This is a genomic window from Micromonospora echinospora (genome assembly GCF_900091495.1).
Lineage (GTDB): Bacteria > Actinomycetota > Actinomycetes > Mycobacteriales > Micromonosporaceae > Micromonospora > Micromonospora echinospora.
This window is the reverse complement of the sequence record NZ_LT607413.1, coordinates 1,102,497-1,122,366: the sequence shown is the minus strand read 5'-3', so window position 1 is coordinate 1,122,366 and position 19,870 is coordinate 1,102,497. Positions and strand designations below refer to the sequence as shown.

The 19,870-nt window shown below is 73.1% G+C and carries 18 protein-coding genes; 9 read left to right on the top strand and 9 right to left on the bottom strand.

Features of this window, described 5'->3' with window-relative positions:
• Positions 1 to 105 precede the first annotated feature (105 nt).
• Positions 106 to 759 (bottom strand): hypothetical protein, encoded by a 654-nt coding sequence (locus GA0070618_RS05000; protein ID WP_088980584.1) that lies wholly within the window; start codon positions 757 to 759, stop codon positions 106 to 108.
• A 23-nt stretch (positions 760 to 782) separates the two neighbouring features.
• Between GA0070618_RS05000 and GA0070618_RS04995 the strand changes: the two genes are divergently transcribed.
• Together GA0070618_RS04995 and GA0070618_RS04990 are read left to right on the top strand one after the other, a co-directional pair.
• Positions 783 to 1,301: an acyl-CoA thioesterase gene (locus tag GA0070618_RS04995; RefSeq protein WP_088980583.1), complete on the top strand. Its 519-nt coding sequence runs from the start codon at positions 783 to 785 to the stop codon at positions 1,299 to 1,301.
• A gap of 216 nt (positions 1,302 to 1,517) precedes the next feature.
• Positions 1,518 to 3,506: an acetoacetate--CoA ligase gene (locus tag GA0070618_RS04990; RefSeq protein ID WP_088980582.1), complete on the top strand. Its 1,989-nt coding sequence runs from the start codon at positions 1,518 to 1,520 to the stop codon at positions 3,504 to 3,506.
• 95 nt (positions 3,507 to 3,601) lie between these two features.
• On the opposite strand, the gene GA0070618_RS04985 is transcribed toward GA0070618_RS04990, so the two are convergent.
• From GA0070618_RS04985 to GA0070618_RS04975, 4 genes are all read right to left on the bottom strand, one after another.
• Positions 3,602 to 4,822 (bottom strand): helix-turn-helix domain-containing protein, encoded by a 1,221-nt coding sequence (locus tag GA0070618_RS04985; protein ID WP_231931609.1) that lies wholly within the window; start codon positions 4,820 to 4,822, stop codon positions 3,602 to 3,604.
• On the bottom strand, positions 4,819 to 4,968 hold the full coding sequence (locus GA0070618_RS33910; RefSeq protein ID WP_170107802.1) for a hypothetical protein: 150 nt from the start codon (positions 4,966 to 4,968) through the stop codon (positions 4,819 to 4,821). The genes GA0070618_RS04985 and GA0070618_RS33910 overlap by 4 nt, the downstream gene beginning before the upstream one ends.
• Positions 4,969 to 5,194: 226 nt before the next feature.
• Positions 5,195 to 6,004 (bottom strand): GntR family transcriptional regulator, encoded by an 810-nt coding sequence (locus tag GA0070618_RS04980; RefSeq protein ID WP_088980581.1) that lies wholly within the window; start codon positions 6,002 to 6,004, stop codon positions 5,195 to 5,197.
• A gap of 207 nt (positions 6,005 to 6,211) precedes the next feature.
• A complete protein-coding gene (locus GA0070618_RS04975; protein WP_088980580.1) occupies positions 6,212 to 6,892 on the bottom strand; it encodes a TIGR03089 family protein in 681 nt (226 codons plus the stop codon).
• Between the two features lie 137 nt (positions 6,893 to 7,029).
• Between GA0070618_RS04975 and GA0070618_RS04970 the strand changes: the two genes are divergently transcribed.
• Together GA0070618_RS04970 and GA0070618_RS04965 are read left to right on the top strand one after the other, a co-directional pair.
• Positions 7,030 to 8,175 (top strand): glycosyltransferase family 4 protein, encoded by a 1,146-nt coding sequence (locus tag GA0070618_RS04970; RefSeq protein ID WP_088980579.1) that lies wholly within the window; start codon positions 7,030 to 7,032, stop codon positions 8,173 to 8,175.
• A gap of 78 nt (positions 8,176 to 8,253) precedes the next feature.
• Positions 8,254 to 9,345, top strand: a complete 1,092-nt coding sequence (locus GA0070618_RS04965) for a mannose-1-phosphate guanylyltransferase (RefSeq protein ID WP_088985293.1) — start codon at positions 8,254 to 8,256, stop codon at positions 9,343 to 9,345.
• On the opposite strand, the gene GA0070618_RS04960 is transcribed toward GA0070618_RS04965, so the two are convergent.
• Entirely contained in the window at positions 9,314 to 10,012 is a 699-nt protein-coding gene (locus GA0070618_RS04960; protein ID WP_088980578.1) for an NUDIX hydrolase, read from the bottom strand. The genes GA0070618_RS04965 and GA0070618_RS04960 overlap by 32 nt on opposite strands.
• A gap of 39 nt (positions 10,013 to 10,051) precedes the next feature.
• Here GA0070618_RS04960 and GA0070618_RS04955 point away from each other — a divergent pair, with 39 nt between their 5' ends.
• Both GA0070618_RS04955 and GA0070618_RS04950 read left to right on the top strand, forming a co-directional pair.
• Positions 10,052 to 11,095 carry a hypothetical protein gene (locus tag GA0070618_RS04955; protein WP_088980577.1) on the top strand — a complete coding sequence of 348 codons (1,044 nt, stop codon included), beginning with the start codon at positions 10,052 to 10,054 and terminating at the stop codon, positions 11,093 to 11,095.
• 259 nt (positions 11,096 to 11,354) lie between these two features.
• The gene (locus tag GA0070618_RS04950; protein ID WP_088980576.1) at positions 11,355 to 12,344 is read left to right on the top strand and encodes an ArsR/SmtB family transcription factor; all 990 of its coding nucleotides are present in this window, start codon (positions 11,355 to 11,357) and stop codon (positions 12,342 to 12,344) included.
• Positions 12,345 to 12,424: 80 nt separating this feature from the next.
• Here GA0070618_RS04950 and GA0070618_RS04945 read toward each other — a convergent pair whose 3' ends face one another.
• Together GA0070618_RS04945 and cofD are read right to left on the bottom strand one after the other, a co-directional pair.
• The gene (locus GA0070618_RS04945) at positions 12,425 to 13,513 is read right to left on the bottom strand and encodes a coenzyme F420-0:L-glutamate ligase (RefSeq protein ID WP_088980575.1); all 1,089 of its coding nucleotides are present in this window, start codon (positions 13,511 to 13,513) and stop codon (positions 12,425 to 12,427) included.
• A complete protein-coding gene (cofD, locus tag GA0070618_RS04940; protein WP_088985292.1) occupies positions 13,510 to 14,457 on the bottom strand; it encodes a 2-phospho-L-lactate transferase in 948 nt (315 codons plus the stop codon). The genes GA0070618_RS04945 and cofD overlap by 4 nt, the downstream gene beginning before the upstream one ends.
• A 101-nt stretch (positions 14,458 to 14,558) precedes the next feature.
• Between cofD and GA0070618_RS04935 the strand changes: the two genes are divergently transcribed.
• From GA0070618_RS04935 to GA0070618_RS04925, 3 genes are all read left to right on the top strand, one after another.
• Positions 14,559 to 15,650 carry a hypothetical protein gene (locus GA0070618_RS04935; protein WP_088980574.1) on the top strand — a complete coding sequence of 364 codons (1,092 nt, stop codon included), beginning with the start codon at positions 14,559 to 14,561 and terminating at the stop codon, positions 15,648 to 15,650.
• 207 nt (positions 15,651 to 15,857) lie between these two features.
• The gene (locus GA0070618_RS04930) at positions 15,858 to 18,416 is read left to right on the top strand and encodes a bifunctional FO biosynthesis protein CofGH (protein ID WP_088980573.1); all 2,559 of its coding nucleotides are present in this window, start codon (positions 15,858 to 15,860) and stop codon (positions 18,414 to 18,416) included.
• Positions 18,417 to 19,083: 667 nt separating this feature from the next.
• Positions 19,084 to 19,341, top strand: coding sequence for a WhiB family transcriptional regulator (locus tag GA0070618_RS04925; protein ID WP_088980572.1), 258 nt, complete (start codon positions 19,084 to 19,086; stop codon positions 19,339 to 19,341).
• Between the two features lie 67 nt (positions 19,342 to 19,408).
• Here GA0070618_RS04925 and GA0070618_RS04920 read toward each other — a convergent pair whose 3' ends face one another.
• Positions 19,409 to 19,858, bottom strand: coding sequence for a metallopeptidase family protein (locus GA0070618_RS04920; protein ID WP_088980571.1), 450 nt, complete (start codon positions 19,856 to 19,858; stop codon positions 19,409 to 19,411).
• Positions 19,859 to 19,870: the final 12 nt, after the last annotated feature.

The window sequence follows — 19,870 nt, the reverse complement described above, 5'->3', positions numbered from 1 at the left end:
GCCGCACCGGCCCCGGTCGACGTCGTCGGGCCGCTTCTCCCGTGTCGGTCGACGTGGTTCCGCTGTCGTCGGCCCCGCTCGACGTCGCCGGCCGTCGCGTCTGCCTCAGTCGGCGTCGTCCCGCTCGGCCGACCGTGGTGGCTGGGACCAGGGCGAGGCGCCAGCGGTACGCCGGGGCAGGGGCTCGGTGGGCGGCTCGTCCGGGTAGCCGAGGCTGAGCGGGGGCGTGTCCCGGTCGTCCGTCCGGGCCGGGCTGTCGAAGTCGGTCAACGCGAAGGGCGGCTCCTCCGCCGACGTCGCCGGTCCGGTCTCCGGGACGGGTGCGGGAGCGGGCCTCGGCCAGCGCCGCCAGCGTTGTCCGCTGAACACGGCCAGCAGCAGTGCGACGCCGATCAGGAAGAGAGTGCCGTTGCGCACCGGCAGCAGCAGCGGCAGCGGGTCGCCGAACACCTTCCAGTTGTCCGGTAGCCGGTCGCGCACGTCGAACGGGGCGACGAGCATGCCGACGTACGGGGTGACCAGCAGCAGGCCGGCCACGAGCGGCCCGAGCGGCGAGACGCGCAGCATGCCGACCAGCCCGAACAGGAGGCCGGCGACACCGAGGTACACCGCCGGTTCGATCAGGTTCGCCGTGTTGAACGTACCCAACTCCACCCAGCGGTCGATCGTGCGGCCTGACCCGTCCTGACCGAGGGCGACCAGCACCCAGGTGACCGGTGCCACCACCAGACCGGCGAGGAAGCTCCAGAGATGTCGCATCCGCGCACCGTACCGTCTTCGTCATGACCGAGCACCCCACCGCCGCGCCCCCGGGCAAGCCGACCTCCTACTCCCGGGTCACCCTGAGCCGCATCATGACCGCCGTGGACGTCAACCTCTACGGCACGGTCCACGGCGGTGTCCTGATGAAGTTCGTCGACGACGTGGCCGGGGCGGCGGCGGCCCGACACAGCGGCGGCACCGCGGTCACCGCCGCGATCGACGAGATCGTCTTCGCCGAACCGGTCCGGGTGGGTGACCTGGTGCACGCCCACGCCCAGGTCAACTGGACCGGACACAGCTCGATGGAGGTGGGCGTCCGGGTCGTCGCCGAGCGGTGGGACTCGGCCGAGGACGAGCCGGTCCCCGTCGCCACCGCCTACCTGGTCTTCGTCGCGGTCGACGTGGGTGGCGCGCCGCGTCCGGTCCGTCCGGTGCTGCCCGAGAACCCGGAGGACGAACGCCGGTTCCGGGAGGCGGAGATCCGTCGGGCGCACCGACTGGCCCGCCGCCGCGCCATCCAGGCCCACCGCGCCACCTGACCCCACCCTGTGTCGCCGGCCGCCACGGCTGAGGTGCCTGCAGGGGCCCCTTGTTCGGCAAAAAGCGGTAACAGGGGACCCCTGCTTGAACTTTGTGTGGGATGAGCACACATCGATCAAGGCAATGGCGGCGGAGAATGGTGGGGTTGAGGTAGGGCAAGATGGCGTCACGGCCCACGCACAGTGTCGTGACGGGTCGCGGGGAGGGATGGAACCGTGCCTGACGTGCTCTGGACGCCACCGGCGGACGTGCTCGAACGGTCCCGGATCGGCGACTACCTACGCTGGTTGCGGGCGCACCGGGGGCTGGAGTTCACCGGCTACGCCGAGCTGTGGCAGTGGTCGGTCACCGACCTGTCGGCGTTCTGGGGCTCGGTCTGGGACTACTTCCAGGTGATCGCCCACACTCCGGCCACCGATGTGTTGGCCGACGCCACCATGCCGGGGGCACGCTGGTTCCCCGGCGCCACCCTCAACTACGCCGAGCACGTGCTGCGGATGCCCGGCCTGGCCGACGACGACCCGGTGGTGATCGCGCACGGGCAGACCCGCGCGCCGCAGACGCTGACCGCCGCCGACCTGCGCGAGCAGGTCCGCCGGGTGGCCGCCGGGCTGCGCCGGCTCGGCGTCGGCACCGGCGACCGGGTGGCCGCGTACGCCCCGAACATCCCCGAGACGTTCGTGTTGATGCTCGCCACCAGCAGCCTCGGCGCGGTCTTCTCCTCCTGTGCCCCCGAGTTCGGCACCCGCAGCGTCACCGACCGCTGGCAGCAGATCGAGCCGACGGTGCTGGTCGCCGTGGACGGCTACCGGTACGGCGACAAGCCCGTCGACCGGCGGGGCGAGGTGGCCGCCATCCGGGCCGCCCTGCCGTCGCTGCGGCACACCGTCGCGATCCCGTACCTCGACCCGACCGGCACGCCTTCGGAGGGAGCGATCGGCTGGGCCGAGTTGGCTGCCGCCACCGACGAGCCGTTGACCTTCACCCCGGTCCCGTTCGACCATCCGCTCTACGTGCTCTACTCCTCCGGCACCACCGGCCTGCCCAAGCCGATCGTGCACGGCCACGGCGGGATCCTGCTGGAGCACCTCAAGATGCTCGCCCTGCACCACGACCTCGGTCCGGGCGACCGGTTCTTCTGGTTCACCACCACCGGCTGGATGATGTGGAATTTCCTCGTCTCCGGTCCGGCGGTCGGCTCGGCGATCGTGCTCTTCGACGGCAACCCGGGCCACCCGGATCTCGGCACGGTGTGGCGGCTGGCCGAGGAGACCGGCATGACGTACCTCGGCACCTCGCCGCCGTTCCTGCTGGCCTGCCGCAAGGCCGGCCTGGTGCCGAAGGAGGTCGCCGACCTCTCCGCGCTGCGCGGGCTCGGCTCCACCGGCGCGCCACTGCCGCCCGAGGGCTTCACCTGGGTGTACGAGGCCGTCGGCGAGACCCTCCAGCTCCAGTCGCTCTCCGGCGGCACGGACGTCTGCACCGGCTTCGTCGGCGGCGTGCCGCTGCTGCCGGTGTATCCCGGGGAGATCGCCTGCCGGGCGCTCGGCACGAAGGTCGAGGCACGGTCGGCCGACGGCACCCCGGTCGTCGGCGAGCTGGGCGAGCTGGTCATCACCGCGCCGATGCCGAGCATGCCGGTCGGATTCTGGAACGACCCGGACGGCCGGCGCTACCGGGAGGCGTACTTCGACTTCTACCCGGGCGTGTGGCGGCACGGCGACTGGATCACCGTCAACTCCCGGGGCGGCTGTGTGATCACCGGCCGCTCGGACGCCACCCTCAACCGGGGCGGGGTCCGGCTCGGCACCGCCGAGTTCTACTCCGTGGTCGAGGGGCTGGACGAGGTCGTCGACTCGGTGGTGGTGCACCTGGAGGACGCCGACGGCGGCCCCGGCGAGCTGCTGCTCTTCGTGGTGCTCGGCGAAGGGCTGGAGCTGGACGACACGCTCCGGAAGAAGATCGCCCGCGAGCTGCGGACCGCGCTCTCCCCCCGGCACGTGCCCGACGAGATCCACCAGGTCCGGGCGGTGCCGCGCACCCTGTCGGCCAAGAAGCTGGAGGTGCCGGTGAAGAAGATCCTCACCGGTACGCCGGTGGACTCCGCCGCCGCCAAGGGGGCGCTGGCGAACCCGGAGTCGCTGACCGCGTTCGCCGCCTTCGCCCAGCGCCGCGCGAGCGACGAGGACGCCACGGTCGGCTGAGACGGCCGAAGGGACTGCCGATCCGTTTCGGCGACAACGCGGTGTCCCGCTGCATGCACACCGCGTTATCGCCGAACTCGTCGGCAAGCATGCCGTCAGGTCCGGGTCAGGCCGATGATGGTGGCGAGGCGGGTGACGTCGGCCGGGGTGGGGCCGGCGCGGAGGACGGCGGTCAGCGTGGCGTGGGCGACGGGTCGGAGTCGGACTTCGGCGGGGGCGATGTGGTCGGCGATGAGCAGGGCGCGGCCGGCGGCGTGGTGGTTGCCGGCGTCGAGGTGAACTCGGGCGATGTCGATCAGGTGGGCGGCCCGGTGTTCGGCGGGAAGCCGCTGCCGAGCGTCGCTGCTGGTGGCGCGCTGGTGGAGGTCGATGGCGCGGTGGCTGTCGCCGAGGCGCGCGGTGGTCAGCGCGCGGGCGAGGTCGACCACGATCAGCCCGAAGCCGTCGTGGTGGTGTTCGGCGTGGGCGGCAGCGAGGTGGGCCGCGCGGTCGATCAGGTCGTCGACCGTGGCGGCATCTGCGTAGGTGGCGGCGGCGAGGGCGGCCTCGGTGAGCAGCATCCCAGCCAGGGCGAGATCGTCCGGCGGGGAGGACGGTGCCGGGTCGAGCGCGTGTACGGCGGTGGTGGCGGCGGCCGTCGCCAGCCGGCCCCGGTTCAGCGCGCGCAGCGCCTGCACCAGGGGCGTGGCGGCGAGGGCGGTACGCCGGGGGTCACCGGCGGCGGTGGCCATCGCCCGGTCGGCGGCCAGCCAGGCGAGGTGTGCTTCGCCGAGTTTGACCAGCACCTGGGCGGTGAGCCGGTACACCCGTACCAGCAGATCGGCGGCCGGCCGCACGCCGTCGGTGGCTGCTTCGGGGGCTGCCGCGTGGCGGGTGGCGGCGAGGAGACCGGGCAGCATCCGGAGTACCTGAACGTGGTGGGCGTGCCGGTATGCCGTGCAGGCGTACCCGATCTGGTGGTCAAGCTCGGCGACTGACGACGGCCAGTCGCGGCCGATGGCACCGGGGATGTCGTAGCATGCCAGCGCCTCGCGGACCCGTTCGACGGCGGTCGTGGCGTCGGTGACCGGCGCCCGTTGGACCTTCCGGCCGACCAGGACACCTGAGGCGACGCCGAGGGCGGCGGCCACCGTCTCGATCATCGGGAGCCGGTCGAGGGTACGCACGCCGCGTTCGACCTTGTCGACCCAGCTCTTGGACCGGCCGATGCGGTCGGCGAGGACCTGTTGGCTCATGCCCCGGCGTACCCGCAACTGCGCCATCCGCCGTCCGATCGGCAGCTCCCGGTGACCGTCCTGGCGGCTCCGGCCGGTCACCGCCGGACCATCCGTCGCAGATCCTCGGTGGAGTGCCCGCAGCGCGGACACCACCTGGACTTGACCACGAACGTGAGTAGTCCGATCAGGAACCCCAGCACCAGCCCACCGAGCACCATCAACGAGATCGCGAGCACCACGGACACCCTCACCTTCTGGCGAGGTCGATCGCTGGGATGTTGGTCGCCCCGGCTTCCGGGGAGCGGGCGTCACCGGTGGCAGTTGCGAGGTCGAGCGAGTGGTCGTTGTCGGGTACGACCTGGAAGCGGAGCGCAGAGCGCGCTCGGCGGTGGATGTCGGGCTGTGGGCGCGCGGCAGTAATCACAGGACTAACCATGATGGATTGTCAGCAGACAATCAAGCAGTCCGCTGTCACTTCTTTTTCGGGTCGTCGCCCTTCTCGACCGGCAAGACGTACACCAGCTCGTACGCCTCGGCGTCGAGCACCATCACCGACACCTCGACACAGCGGTCGCCCGCGTAGGTGTACCTCGTGATCTCGAAGACCAGGCTGCCTTCTCGGCGTAGACCCAGCCCTTCCTGACCGTCCACCCCGTCGATCTCCTCGGGCGTGGGTGCGCGGCCGATGACCCGCTCCACGAACCTCGTCGGTCCGAAACCCTGCTCGGCAAGTCGGGCGAACGTGCCGCCGGGTCCGGTGTCCGTGTGCTCGACGCGCGTGCCACGGGTCAGGTCCGTCGGGAGGTAGGCGGTGGCGAGCTGGACCGAGCGGCGATCCCGCACGTACCGGCGACGCCTCGACAACACCACCTCGCCAGGCTGTACCCCGAGAGCGTCGGCGACCTGTGGAGGCGGCACGACATCGCCCACCGTGACATCTACGACCTGTGGCGGGTTCTCGGTGTCGTGTGCCTGGATCGACAGCCCACGCCCCCACTGCTCCTGCGACAACCGACCTGGCGAGGTGCGAGGGATGCGGCCCGCCCGCACATAGCTACCGGAGCCCCGGCGTGACTCGACCAGTCCTTCCGCGCGCAGGCGGTCGATGGCCTTCTCCGCCACACCGCGTGCCACGCCCTCTTCGCTGGCGGCGAACTCGCGAAGCGTGGGGAGTTTCGCGCCGGCCTCGTAGCCCTTGACGCCCTCCCTGATCCTGCGCCTGAGTTCGGCGGCGAAGGTTTCGGCGCTGTGCTTCTTCTTCGGGTCGCTCGCGTCGTCCATCGGATCTCCAACTGTCGCCTGACGGAAGGCTACTTGCGGCGTGGCCGCGACACCGTAGCGATCCTCCTGTCCTGCTGAACCAGGGCGAACCGGGAACTTCCGGCAGGCCTCTCCCGCCGGAGCGAGACCGCGTCATCGCCGATATCGCGATGTCCTGCCGGGCGGACACCGCGATATCGCCGAAACGGCGGCCGAAGCGACGGCCGGTCAGGTCAGCGAACGGGTGACCTTCTCCGATGCCGTGCGGGACTCGACGCGGGCCGGGTCGAGGTTGCCGCAGAGGACGACGCTCGCCCCCGCGCTCAGCGGGGCGAGCAGCCAGTCCAGCGGGTCCGGGTGGCGGGCCGCGTCGACCAGCACGCGGTCACCGGCGGCGAGGCCGAGTTCGCCCGCGCGTTCCGCCGCGCGGGCCACCAGGTCCGCACCTCCCCCCGGGTACGGGGAGAAGTGGTCGCCGTGGACGCGGACCTCGACCACGTAGTCGGCGAAGCCGGCCGGCACCTCACGCAGCGGCAGGGCGAACGGGGCGAGCGCCAGCGCGTAGCGCTCCCCGGCCGACCAGGCGTCCGCCTCGGGCACCCGGTCGGCGGCGGCGAAGAGCACGTCCACCGGCCCCGGCTTCTCACTCACCGCCAGCCCGGCCGACCAGCAGCCGAGCAGCACGGCGGCGGTCTGCCAGTGCGGGGGGAGCAACACGCCGGCGATGCTGCCGGGGCCGGCGGCCACGTCGTCGACGAGCAGGTTGGCGGTCTTCGCCACCCAGTTCGCCAGCGTCGCGCCGGAGAGTTCGGTGCGCTCACCGGTGGCGTCGTCGTACCAGGTCAGCAGGGGGCGGGTCGGGTCGGCCGCGATCGCGTCGGCGAAGACCCGGGGAATGTCGTCGGCCACCGGGCGAAGGATACGCCCCCGCCGCCCGGCCTCGATGCCAACTCGAGACCGGCTGACCGTCGGGTCGCAGTCACCGCACGGGGCGGCGGGCGGCGTAGGCTTGCACCGAGTGTTGTTCCCCACAAAGGAGTTGCCCCGTGACCGCCGGTCGCCCGCCCCGCGTGCTCATCGACGCCACGAGTGTCCCCGCCGATCGTGGGGGCGTCGGTAGATACGTCGATGGCCTGCTCGGCGCCCTCGGCAAGGTCACCGGCTCGGCTGTCGACCTGGTCGTGGTGAGCCTCCGCACCGACCAGGAACGCTACGCCCGGATGCTGCCGGGGGCCGAGGTCATCCCCGCCCCGGCCGCCGTGGCCCACCGCCCGGCCCGGCTCGCCTGGGAGCAGACCGGCCTGCCGTTGCTGGCCCAGCAGGTCGGCGCGCAGGTGCTGCACTCGCCCTTCTACACCTGCCCGCTCCGGGCCGGCTGCCCGGTGACGGTGACCCTGCACGACGCCACGTTCTTCACCGAGCCGGAGCACTACGACAAGTCCCGGCGCACCTTCTTCCGCAGCGCGATCAAGACGTCGCTGCGTCGCGCCAGCCGGGTGATCGTGCCGAGCAAGGCGACCCGCGACGAGCTGATCCGCCTCCTCGACGCCGACCCGACCCGGATCGACGTGGCCTACCACGGTGTCGACCACTCGGCCTTCCACGCCCCGAGCGACGAGGAGAAGGCCCGGGTGCGCGCCCGGCTCGGCCTCGGCTCCAGCACCTACATCGCCTTCCTCGGGGCCAAGGAGCCGCGCAAGAACGTACCCAACCTGATCCGGGGCTGGGCCCGGGCGGTGGCCGACCGGACCGACCCGCCGGCGCTGGTGGTGGCCGGTGGCCAGGGGCACGACGACGACATCGACCGCGCGGTGGCCGACGTCCCGGCGCATCTGCGCCTGCTCCGCCCCGGCTACCTCCGCTACGCCGACCTGCCCGGGTTCCTCGGCGGGGCGTTGGTCGCGGCCTATCCCTCGTACGGCGAGGGGTTCGGCCTGCCGATCCTGGAGGCGATGGCCTGCGCCGCCCCGGTGCTGACCACGCCCCGGCTCTCCCTGCCCGAGGTGGGCGGTGACGCGGTCGCCTACACCAGCGAGGACCCGGACCAGATCGCCACCGACCTGGCCGCCCTGCTCGACGACGAGTCCCGCCGGCTGACCCTGGCCAAGGCCGGTTTCGACCGGGCCAAGGAGTTCACCTGGGAGTCCAGCGCCGAGGTGCACATCGCGGCGTGGAGCCGGGTCCGGGCCTGACCGCCCGCATCGATCCGGTCGGCGGCCGGGTCGGTGCGGCAGGCGTCCGTCCCGTGCCGGTTCGGGCATGATGTGCTGATGCTCTACGCCGTCATCCCGGCGGGAGGAAGCGGCACGAGGTTGTGGCCGCTGTCCCGTGCCGGGCATCCCAAGTTCCTCCACCCGCTGACCGGCTCCACCCGGTCGCTGCTCCAGGCCACCGTGGACCGTCTCGCGCCGCTCACCACACCGGAGCGGACCCTCGTGGTCACCGGAGCGGCGCACGTCGCGGCGGTGGCCCGGCAGCTCACCGGCCTGCCGGAGGAGAACATCCTGGTGGAGCCCTCGCCCCGGGACTCGTGCGCGGCCATCGCGCTCGCCGCCGCCGTGATCGCGGAACGCGACCCGGACGCGGTGATGGGATCGTTCGCGGCGGACCACCTGATCGGGCAGCCGGACCGTTGGGCGGACACCGTCCGCGAGGCGGTCCGTGGCGCGGAGCGGGGCCTGCTCATGACGGTCGGGATCACCCCCACCCGGGCGGAGACCGGCTACGGCTACCTGGAGACCGGCGACCCGGTCGACGGCGGGCCGCTGCGCCCGGTCGCCGAGTTCAAGGAGAAGCCGGAGGCCACGGTCGCCGAGGCGTACCTCCGTTCCGGCCGGCACCTGTGGAACGCGAGCATGTTCGTCTGGCGGGTGGACGTCTTCCTCGCCGAGCTGGCCCGGCAGCAGCCGGCGCTGCACGCCGGAATCACGGCCATCGCCGCCGCCTGGGGCACCCCCGAGCAGGACGACGTGCTCGGCACGGTCTGGCCGACCCTGCCGAAGATCTCCGTCGACTACGCGGTGATGGAGGGCGCGGCCACGGCCGGACGGGTCGCCACCGTCCCCGGTGACTTCGGCTGGAACGACGTCGGCGACTTCCACACCCTCGGCGAGGTGCTTCCGGCCGACGGCCGCGGCAACGTGGTGCTCGGCGGCGAGACCAAACCGGGCGTGCTGCTGCACGACACCGACGACATGGTGGTGGTCGCCCAGTCCGGTCGGCTGGTCGCCGCGCTCGGCGTCCGGGACCTGATCGTGGTGGACACCCACGACGCGGTGCTGGTCTGCCCCCGCGACCGGGCCCAGGACGTCAAGAAGCTCGTCGACGAACTCAAGGAGCGGGGCGAAGAAGGCCACGTCTGAGCGCGGCCAGCCCCGGTTCGAGGAGCTGGTCGACCCCGCCGAGCCGGGGCGTGGGCAACCGGTCCGGCGGGAACCAGCCCAGCGCCTCGGACTCGTCGCTGACCCGCTCCACCGCCCCGGGCGGCGCGACGACCGCGAACCGGACGTCGTGGTGGAACGAGCCGCCCTGGCAGGGCACCGGGTGGATGTCCACGTCGATCGGGACGGGATCGATCCGCAGGCCGGTGATCCCGGACTCCTCGGTCGCCTCGCGCAGGGCGGCACCGGCCAGCGTCCGGTCGGTCGGCTCGCAGTGCCCGCCGAGCTGCACCCACTGCCGGAACTTGCCGTGCAGGCAGAACAGCAACCGCTCGCCGGTGGCGTCGACGATCAGCACGCTCGCGGTGACGTGACCGGGACGGTGCGCCCGGGTCACCGCCACCGGTCCGGCGGCGAGCAGCGCCAGCGTACGGTCCCGGGCCTCGGCGGCGGCAGGGCTGGTCGGCTCCCAGCGGGTCAGGACAGCGGTGGCGTCGGCGTGCAGGGCAGCGGTGCTGTCGACCGGCGGGGCGGCGTCGCCAGCCGGGGCGGCGCCGACGGGCTGCGTCCCGGCTGCGGCCGGGACGGCGTCGACGGAGGGCGTCCCGTCGGCGGGCGGGGCGGTGGAGTCGGCAGGGGCGTCGGGCATCCCGACACTCTACGAGCACCCGGTCTCTACCCTGGCCGGGTGACACTTGAGCTGCTGGAATTCGTCGTCGCCGGCAACGAGGCGAGCGATCTGCTGCCGGTCCGCTCCGCCGCGCTGCTGCGCCGGTACGGGGCGCTTCGGGGCTTCTGGACCGTGCTGGACGAGGGGCCGGTGGAGGAGTGCCTGGCCCTGCTGCTGGAGCGGGAGGGCGGCGAGTGGACCGCCGAGCACGTACGCGCCGACGCCGGAGTGGAGAACGGTCGTACCGAGGACGGTGAGGCCCTGGCCCACCACGACGGCTGGGTGTACGTCTTCGGCTCGCACTTCGGCTCCAAGGGCGGGCCGCTGCGTCCCCGCCGGGCCTTCGTCGCCCGGTTCCGGGAGGACGACGCGGCGACCGACGGCCCGTTGCCGGTACGGGTGGTCCGCAACTCGTTCCGCCTGCACCGGGTGCTCAACGACGCGCTCGCCGCCGCCGACCTGGACACCCTGCCGCCGGGGGAGCAGGTCCGCGCCCGCTTCATCGTGGAGACCCTGGCCCGGGGCACGTCGCGGGAGAAGCGCTGGACGCGCCGGCTGGCCGAGGGGGACCTGCCGCTCAACGTCGAGGGCGCGGCCTTCACCCCGACCGGCTCCGTCCTGCTCGGGCTGCGCTTCCCGGTCACCACCGACGGCGAGCCGATCCTGGTCGAGGTGACCGGGGTGGCGGAGATGTTCGCCGAGCCCCGGGCCTGGCCCCGGGCGGTGCGGGCGTACGCGCTGACCGGGGTGACCCCACCCGGCGTGCTCACCGGCTTCCGGGCCGTCGCCCCGACCGACGACGGCGGCTACACGGCGGTGATCGGCTCCATCGACGCGCTCGGCAAGGGTTCCGTGCTGCTCGACGACCACCCGCACGGCGGCGAGGTGACCTCCCGACACGTCCGGTTCCGGCTGCCGGCGGAGCCGACCCACCTGGTGCCCGGCGAACTCGTCGCCGACCTCGCCCCGTTCCACCACGTGGAGGGGATCGCCGAGACGGACGGCCGGTGCTTCTACGTCACCGACGAGGACCACCGGGTGGCGCTCTGGCTGCGTGGGTGAATCGCCGGGAGTGACCGTCCGGCCGGGTGGCGGTCGGAGATGCCGGGCAGGGCGCACACGCTGAAGGGCCGGGCGACGGTCCTGCGGACGCGGTCGGCCGCAGACCCTCGTGCCATCGCCCGGCCGGATACCAGCATGCCGAAGCGGCGACCGGACGTCGATGCCTTTCAGCTCACACTTAAAAGCCGAGATCACGGCCGGTACAGTGCAGACGGTCGCGGGGTGGCAAGCGCTGTCCCGCGCCCACGGGAGCGCTCCGATGCTGACAATCCACTTCTCCCGCGAGGACGTCCTCCGCACCCGGGTGGCACCCTCGGCGGACCCGTTGTGGGAACTGGTTCTCAGTCTGCACCTGTTGCAGCAGCGCCAGGCCGACCCGCTGGTCAACGGCTGGCGACGCGCCGTCGCCGCGCGGCTGCGCCAGGAGCAGGACGTCGACCGGCTGCGCCTGCTGCTCACCCTGAACCCGCCGAAGGGCTACTTCCCCGACTTCCTCACCCCGTACCAGAGCGTGGACGGGTTCGAGGCCGGGCTGGACGCCGTCCGGGCCACGTCACCGGAACTGCTCCGGCGGGACCTGGCCACACTGGCGGGCGGACGGGAGCTGCCCGCCCGGGCCGCCGCCCTGGCCCGGGGCGAGCCGGAGGCGTTGCACCACCTCGCCGACTCGTTGCAGCGGTACCGGTCGTTGGCGCTGTGCCCGTACTGGGGTCGGATCCAGGCCGCGGTGGAGGCGGACCGTACCCGTCGGGCCCGGGCCATGCTCGACGGCGGCGCGGAGGGGCTGCTGGAGAGCCTGCGCCCGACGATGCGCTGGGAGTCCGGGGTGCTGGAGGTCCCCGACTACCCGGCCAGCCGGCAGCTGCACCTCGACGGGCGTGGGCTGCTGCTGGTGCCCTCCTTCTTCTGCGCCCGGACCCCGGTGGCCCTGCTCGACCCGACCCGGCCGCCGGTGCTGGTCTACCCGGTGGACCGGCTCGGCGCGCTCGTCCCGGCCGCCGGTCCGGCCGGCCGCGACGACCGGACGGCGCTCGCCGCGCTGCTCGGCCGGACCCGGGCGGCGGTGCTGGAGGCGAGCGACGCCGGGCTGACCACCAGCGAGGTGGCCCGCCGGCTGGACATCTCACCGGCCGCGGTCAGTCAGCACACCTCCGTGCTGCGCAACGCCGGCCTGCTGGTCAGCCACCGGGACCGCAACACCGTCCTGCACACGCTGACGCCGCTCGGCCGCGCCGTCCTCAACGGCTGATCCGCGCGGATCCGTCGCTTGCGTGGGCTCGGGCTCGGGCTCGGGCGTGCGCGGGGTGCGGTAGAAGCGGGCTGGCCGGGTCAGACTGCCAGGGCGGCGCTGGCGGTGCCGCCCGTCGGGGGAGGCAGCAGCAGCGACGGCACCCCGTGGGCGGCCAGCGCGGACCGCAGCCGCTGCGTGTCGGCCCCGAACCGCACCAGGTCCGGCTGGCTGACCGGCGTGGGGGCCTCGCCGAGGATCAGCCCGGTCGCCGTCGCCGGCCAACCGGGGACGGCGGCCGTCATGACCGCACGGGTCTCCGCGTCGGTGACCAGGGTGAAGACCGTGCCGGACGCGACCGCGCCGGCCACCGCGTCGATCGCCCGGCGCACCGCTGCCGGGTCGGCCGGCTCCGGGCCGGGGCCGTCGTCGAGCGTGGCGGCGGCGAGCATGCCGGCGACCTTCGCCTCGGCAGTGCCGAGCGAGAAGAGGTCCTGCTCGGCGTCGCGGACCAGCATCCGCGCGCCCGGCCCGTCCGCCGCGCCGCCGCCGGTGAGGTAGCCGCGCACCACCGCCACCGGCACCTGGTCGCACTTGCCCTTGATCAGCTCACCCGCGCCGGCCAGTTCGTCGACCACCGCCATCTGGGTGACGTGCAGTTCGTTGCCGTACGGGTCGATCTCGCCCCGGTGGTCGCGGATGGCGGGCAGCCCGGCGACACCGAGCGCGACGTCGGTCAGGCCGTTGCGCCAGGGGCGGCCCATGGTGTCGCTGACGATCACCGCGACGTCGACGTCGTACCGCTCCCGCAGGGCCGCGCGCAACGCGCGGGCCGAGGCGTCCGGGTCCTCGGGGAGCAGCACCAGCCGGGTCTTCTCCACGTTGGACGCGTCGATCCCCGCCGAGGCCATCACGAAGCCGTGGTGCGTCTGCACGATCCGGGTGGCGCCCCGGGTCGCCACCACCCGGGCGGTCTCGGCGGCGAGCACCTCGTCCCGGGCGGTGAGCCGTTCCGGCCCGTCCGCCGGGACGTCCACCAACCGGCCCTCCGCCTTCGACACGACCTTGCTGGTCACCACCAGTACGTCGCCGTCGCGCAGCCACGGGGCGGCGGTCGCGATCAGGGCGGCCAGGTCGTCGCCGCGGGCCACGTCGCCGATACCGATTACCGGCAGGATCTCCAACCTCATGACAGCTCCACCGCGGCCCGGACCATGCCGGCTGTCGCCGCCTCGTCGGTCATCCACAACGGCACCGCCCGGACGGTCACCTCCGGCACGGCCGCCTGCTCGTCTTCCGGGGCGACCAGCCAGCCGTCCAGCAGCCCGCCGGCCCGCCGCCCGCCGTAGAGGCGCCCCACCCCGGCCGCGCTGCACTCCACGTCGAGTACGGCCAGGCACCGGTCGGCCATCCCGCGCACCGGTGCGCCCCCGATGATGGGCGAGACCCCGACCACCCGGCCGGGAGCCTCGGCCACCGCCTCCCGGAGCCCCGGCACGGCGAGGATCGGCGCGATGCTCACCACCGGGTTGCTCGGCGCGACCAGCACCACGTCGGCCGCGCCGAGCGCGTCGAGGACGCCGGGCGCGGGTTTGGCGCTCTCCGCGCCGACGAAGACGAACCGGTGGGTGGGTACCTCGGCGCGGTGGCGTACCCACCACTCCTGGAAGTGGATCGCGCGCTGGCCGCCGTCGAGGTCGACCACCGCGTGGGTCTCCAGGCGGTCGTCGGTCGCCGGCAGCAGGTGTACGCCCGGCTGCCAGCGGGTGGCCAGCGCCGTGGTGACGGCGGAGAGCGGGTACCCACCGTTGATCATGTTGGTGCGGACCAGGTGGGTGGCGATGTCCCGGTCGCCCAGGCCGAACCAGGTCGGCTCCGCCCCGTAGGCGGCGAGTTCCGTCTTCACCGTCCAGGTCTCGTCGGCCCGCCCCCAGCCGCGCTGGGAGTCTGCGCCACCGCCGAGGGTGTAGAGCACACTGTCCAGATCCGGGCAGATCTTGAGTCCGTGCAGGTAGAGGTCGTCGCCGACGTTGACCACGGCGGTCACCTCGGCACCCACCTCACGGGCGTACGCCCGGACGCCGAGCAGGAATCGGGCGCCCCCGATGCCGCCGGCCAGAACCACGATGCGCATGCCGACCATCCTCGCGCACGCGGCGTCCCCGTTCGGGCCTGGTCCGGAGAGACTAGGCTCACGTCGCACCTGTCCGACATCGCCCGAAGAGGGGGAGCCCCTTGACCAGCCCCGCCGAGCCCGCGTCGACTCCCGACGCGCCGCAGGCCGCCCAGCACACCAAACCACTCCGGGAACTCGTCGCCCTCGTGCTCCTCGGCGCCAACGCGGTGCTGCTCTTCGTCGGGTTGATCCGGCTCCTGGTGCCGATGTCCGAGTACAGCACCCTGACCGGCCGGGCGGTCAGCGTCGTCCACACCTTCCTCGGCGTCGAGGCGATCGTCCTGCCCGTGCTGGCGTTCCTGCTCGCCACGCACGTCCAGCCCGCGGTGCCGAAGGCCAAGCAGATCACCCAGATCGCCCTGGTCGAGTACGCGGTGAGCGCCGTGCTCGGCGTGCTGGCCTTCCTGATCGGCGTGATCGGCCAGCTCGCCGAGGGTGAGGTCGGCAACGCCTTCCTGCTCCTGCTGACCTCGGTCGCCCTCCTGGCCGTCCTCGCAGTCGCCGCCGTCGTGGTGCACAAGGTGTGGCGGGCGCAGTACCACGTCCCCAAGCCGAAGCCGCAGCCCGGCGTGTACGGCCAGCCCCAGCCGGGTTGGCCGCAGCAACAGCAGCAGGGCTACCCGGGGTACCCGGCCCAGCCCGGCCAGTACGGCGCGCAGCCCGGCTACCCGGCCCCGCCGTACGGCCAGCCGACCCCGCAGTCCGCTCCGCCGTACGCCGGCGCACCGCAGTCGGCTCCGCCGTTCGGCGCTCCGCCGCAGTCCGCTCCGCCGTTCGGTGCCCCGCCGCAGTCCGCGCCGCCGTTCGGTCAGCCGGGTGCCCCGTCCTCCTTCGGCACGGCGGCCCCGTCCGCTCCGTCCTTCGGTGCCCCGGCGGGCGGCACGCCGTCCGCGCCGCCCTTCGGGCAGCCGCCGTCGGCCGACCCGACGCAGGCGATCCCGCGCCAGTCCACCGACTCCACCCTGCCGCCGGCTCCGACCACCGGTGCCGACAGTGACCGTACCCAGGTCGTGGCACCGGGTGCTGACGGTGACCGTACCCAGGTCGTCTCGTCGGGCACCGACGGTGACCGTACCCAGGTCGTCTCGTCGGATGCCGACGGCGACCGTACCCAGGCCGTTCCGCGCGACCCCGGTTCCGAGGCCCGCTGACCTCCGGTCCGCGATCCCGCACCCTCGCCGCCGTTCCGGCTCGGTCCGGGGCCGGTCGACGTCCCACCGGACCTCGGCCGGCCCCGAACTCGTCCGTCCCCCGGTACTCGTCCGTCCCGTGTTCCGTCCACGCCCCCCGGATCGACCGGCGTGACCTGGTAGGGAGGACGGCGCAGCCGGGGGAGCGGGCCGGAATAGGGTTGTGCAATGCGGGAGAACACCGAGGCGGGGGCGGCCGGCGGGGCGGACACGACGGCTGGCGGGCCGGACATCGCGGACGCGGTGACCGGGGCGGGCGTGCGCCGCGCCCTGCGCCGTGCGGCAACCGGGCGGGCGCTGGACACCGACGAGGCCGTCGCGCTGCTGACCGCCCGGGGCGACGCGCTGGCCGAGCTGTTCGCCGTCGCCGCCGGGATCCGTGACGCCGGGCTGCGCGAGGCGGGCCGCCCCGGGGTGATCACCTTCTCCAAGAAGGTCTTCGTCCCACTGACCCGGCTCTGCCGGGACCGTTGCCACTACTGCACCTTCGCCACCGTGCCGCACCGGCTCCCGGCGGCCTTCCTCGACCGGGACGAGGTGCTGGCGATCGCCCGCGAGGGCGCGGCACAGGGCTGCAAGGAGGCCCTGTTCACCCTCGGTGACCGCCCCGAGGAGCGGTGGCCGGCGGCCCGGCGGTGGCTGGACGAGCGGGGCTACGACTCCACCCTGGACTATCTGCGGGCCTGCGCGGTCGCGGTGCTGGAGGAGACCGGCCTGCTGCCGCACCTCAACCCGGGCGTGCTCACCTGGTCGGAGCTGCAACGGCTCAAGCCGGTCGCGCCCAGCATGGGCATGATGCTGGAGACCACCGCCACCCGGCTCTGGTCCACACCCGGTGCACCACACTTCGGTTCGCCCGACAAGGAGCCCGCGGTGCGGCTACGGGTGCTCGACGACGCGGGGCGGGTCGGGGTCCCGTTCACCACCGGCATCCTGATCGGCATCGGCGAGACCCTCGCCGAGCGGGTGGACGCGCTCTTCGCGATCCGCCGGGCGCACCGCGAGTACGGCCACCTCCAGGAGGTGATCGTGCAGAACTTCCGCGCGAAGCCGGACACCGCGATGCGGGGCATGCCCGACGCCGAGCTGCACGACCTCGCCGCCACGGTGGCGGTGGCCCGGGTGCTGCTCGGCCCGAAGGCCCGGATCCAGGCCCCGCCGAACCTCATCGCCGGCGAGTACGACCTGCTGCTGCGGGCCGGGATCGACGACTGGGGCGGGGTCTCCCCGGTGACGCCGGACCACGTCAACCCGGAGCGCCCCTGGCCGCAGCTCGACGAGTTGGCCAAGCACACCGCCGCCGCCGGGTTTACGCTCCGCGAGCGGTTGACGGTCTACCCGGAGTACGTCCGGGCCGGCGACCCGTGGCTGGACCCGCGTCTGACCCCGCACGTGACCGCGCTCGCCGACCCGGAGACCGGGCTCGCCGTCGAGGCGGCCCGCCCGGTGGGCCTGCCGTGGCAGGAGCCGGAGGAGGCCGGCGGCGGACGGGTCGACCTGCACGCCACCATCGACACCACCGGCCGGACCGGCGACCGGCGGGGCGACTTCGACAGCGTCTACGGCGACTGGGCGCAGGTCGCCACCCGGGTCACCGCGGCGGCCACCGCCGGGGGCGGTGACGCGGACCTGCGTACCGGACTGCGGTTGGCCGCCGACGACCCGGCGGCGCTGCTCGACCCCCGGCACGCCGACGCGGCGCTGGCGCTCTTCTCCGCCGACGGCGCGGCGTTGGAGACGCTCTGCCGGCTCGCCGACGACGTACGCCGGGACACCGTCGGCGACGACGTCACCTACGTGGTCAACCGCAACATCAACTTCAGCAACGTCTGCTACGTGGGCTGCCGGTTCTGCGCGTTCGCCCAGCGTGAGCGGGACGCCGACGCGTACCGTCTCTCCGTCGAGCAGGTGGCCGACCGGGCCGAGGAGGCGTGGGCGGCCGGCGCGACCGAGGTCTGCATGCAGGGCGGCATCGACCCGAAGCTGCCGGTCACCGCGTACGCGGACCTGGTCCGGGCGATCAAGCGGCGGGTGCCCGGGATGCACGTGCACGCCTTCTCCCCGATGGAGGTTGTCACCGCCTCGGCGAAGGCCGGCGTGTCCATCCGGGAGTGGTTGAAACAGTTGCGCGAGGCCGGCCTGGACACCATCCCGGGCACCGCCGCCGAGATCCTCGACGACGAGGTGCGCTGGGTGCTCACCAAGGGCAAGCTGCCCACCGCCGCCTGGGTCGAGGTGGTGACCACCGCCCACGAGCTGGGCATCCGGTCCAGCTCGACGATGATGTACGGCCACGTCGACCACCCGGCGCACTGGTTGGCCCACTTCCGGGTGCTGGCCGGGGTGCAGGACCGCACCGGCGGGTTCACCGAGTTCGTGGCGCTGCCGTTCGTGCACACCAACGCGCCGATCTACCTGGCCGGCATCGCCCGCCCCGGACCCACCCGACGGGAGAACCGGGTGGTGCACGCAATGGCCCGACTGTTGCTGCACGGTCGGATCGACAACATCCAGTGCTCCTGGGTGAAGCTCGGCGACGAGGGCACGGTGGCGATGCTGCGGGGCGGCTGCAACGACCTGGGCGGCACGTTGATGGAGGAGACCATCTCTCGGATGGCCGGGTCCGGTAACGGGTCGGCGCGTACCGAGGAGCAGTTGCGCGCCATCGCCGCCGGGGCGGGTCGTCCGGCCCGGCGGCGGACCACGGCCTACGGTCAGCCGTCCTGACTGGTGAACCCTTCCGGGCCGGCGACGGTTACGCCGTGGGCGGGGAGGGGGGAGGGGCACCAGACCCGTCGCCCCCGTTCCCCGGGCGGTGGTCCGTACCGTTTGGTGGGACGAAATGGAGCGATCAGTCAGGTTTTCCCGGCCCGGACGCGACGTCGATTCAGGTGTCGCGAGCAGCGCAGGTCTCCTGTCGCGGTCAGTCGGACGGGCGGTGGTCGGTGTCTTTTGTCCACATGGTGGGCGGCGCCTCGGCGCTGCCCGGGGCTCGGCGGGCGGTGCCGGGAAAGTCGCGTTAACCTGTGCCCCACCAAGATCGCTGATCTTGGCGAGGGTTCTCCGGCCGTCCATGACGACGGCGTGGTCCGGGTCGGACGGTGGAGCGCCACGGGAGAAATCTCGACCAACTCGCCGGAGAGGGCGTTACTCCTCAGGGGTCTGAATCGATAGGGCAGGTTGCGGGGTCGGGCGGCCCGGATGGCCGTCCGGAGCGTGTCGGGAGGACGACTCCATTATCAAGTCCGGCTTGACGGCGCACGTATTACACGCGTGTAATTTGAATGGGGTTGTCTACACGGAACGCAACAAATCGGTACCGGAGGGACAAACGCGCCTTTCCGCGTGGGGGTTGCAGCGGCGATGACGTCGGTGCGCGACAAGGAGGCATTCGATGGACGGCCAGCTTGAGGTGGCCGACCTGCTCGGAAACGCGCCGGAGTGGCAGGAGCGGGCGCTCTGCTCGCAGACCGATCCGGAGGCGTTCTTCCCCGAGAAGGGCGGCTCGACCCGCGAGGCGAAGCGGATCTGTTCCCGATGCGAGGTCAAGACAGAGTGCCTGGAGTACGCACTCGGTCACGACGAGCGGTTCGGGATCTGGGGTGGCCTCTCCGAGCGGGAGCGCCGCAAGCTCAAGCGGCGGGTGGCCTGACGTTCCCGGTGCCGGGCGGTGGGGGCCGCCCGGTCCGGGCCCCCGACGGGCCCTCGGGCCGGGCCACTCAGGCCAACTCGTCGGGATCGACCCCGAGCAGGTTCGCGACCTGCTCGATGATGACATCGTGGACCAGGTCGGCGAGATCCTCCCGGTCCATTGCGCGGAACTCCAGCGGACGCCGGTAGAGCACGATCCGCGGCGGGATCTCCTGCCGGCCGGGACGTCCCGGCAGCAGCCGGGCGAGGGGCACCTCCCCGTCCTCCAGCACGTCGGAGTCGTAGACGTTGAGATCCGGGGGCACGTCCTCGACGGCGAACTCGACCCCGGCCAGTTCCTTGGCGAAACGGCGCTCCAACGTCTCCACCGTGTCCAGCACCAGGTCGTCGAAGACCTCCGCCTTCGTCCGGGCCAGCGGCACGGTCGCCGGCACCAGCCGCCCGCGCAGACCGCGGCCGTGCCGGTCGCGGTGCACCCGCCGACCGGAGCCGGGGCGGCGGTGTTCCGGACTGGTCATGGGGCAAGGGTA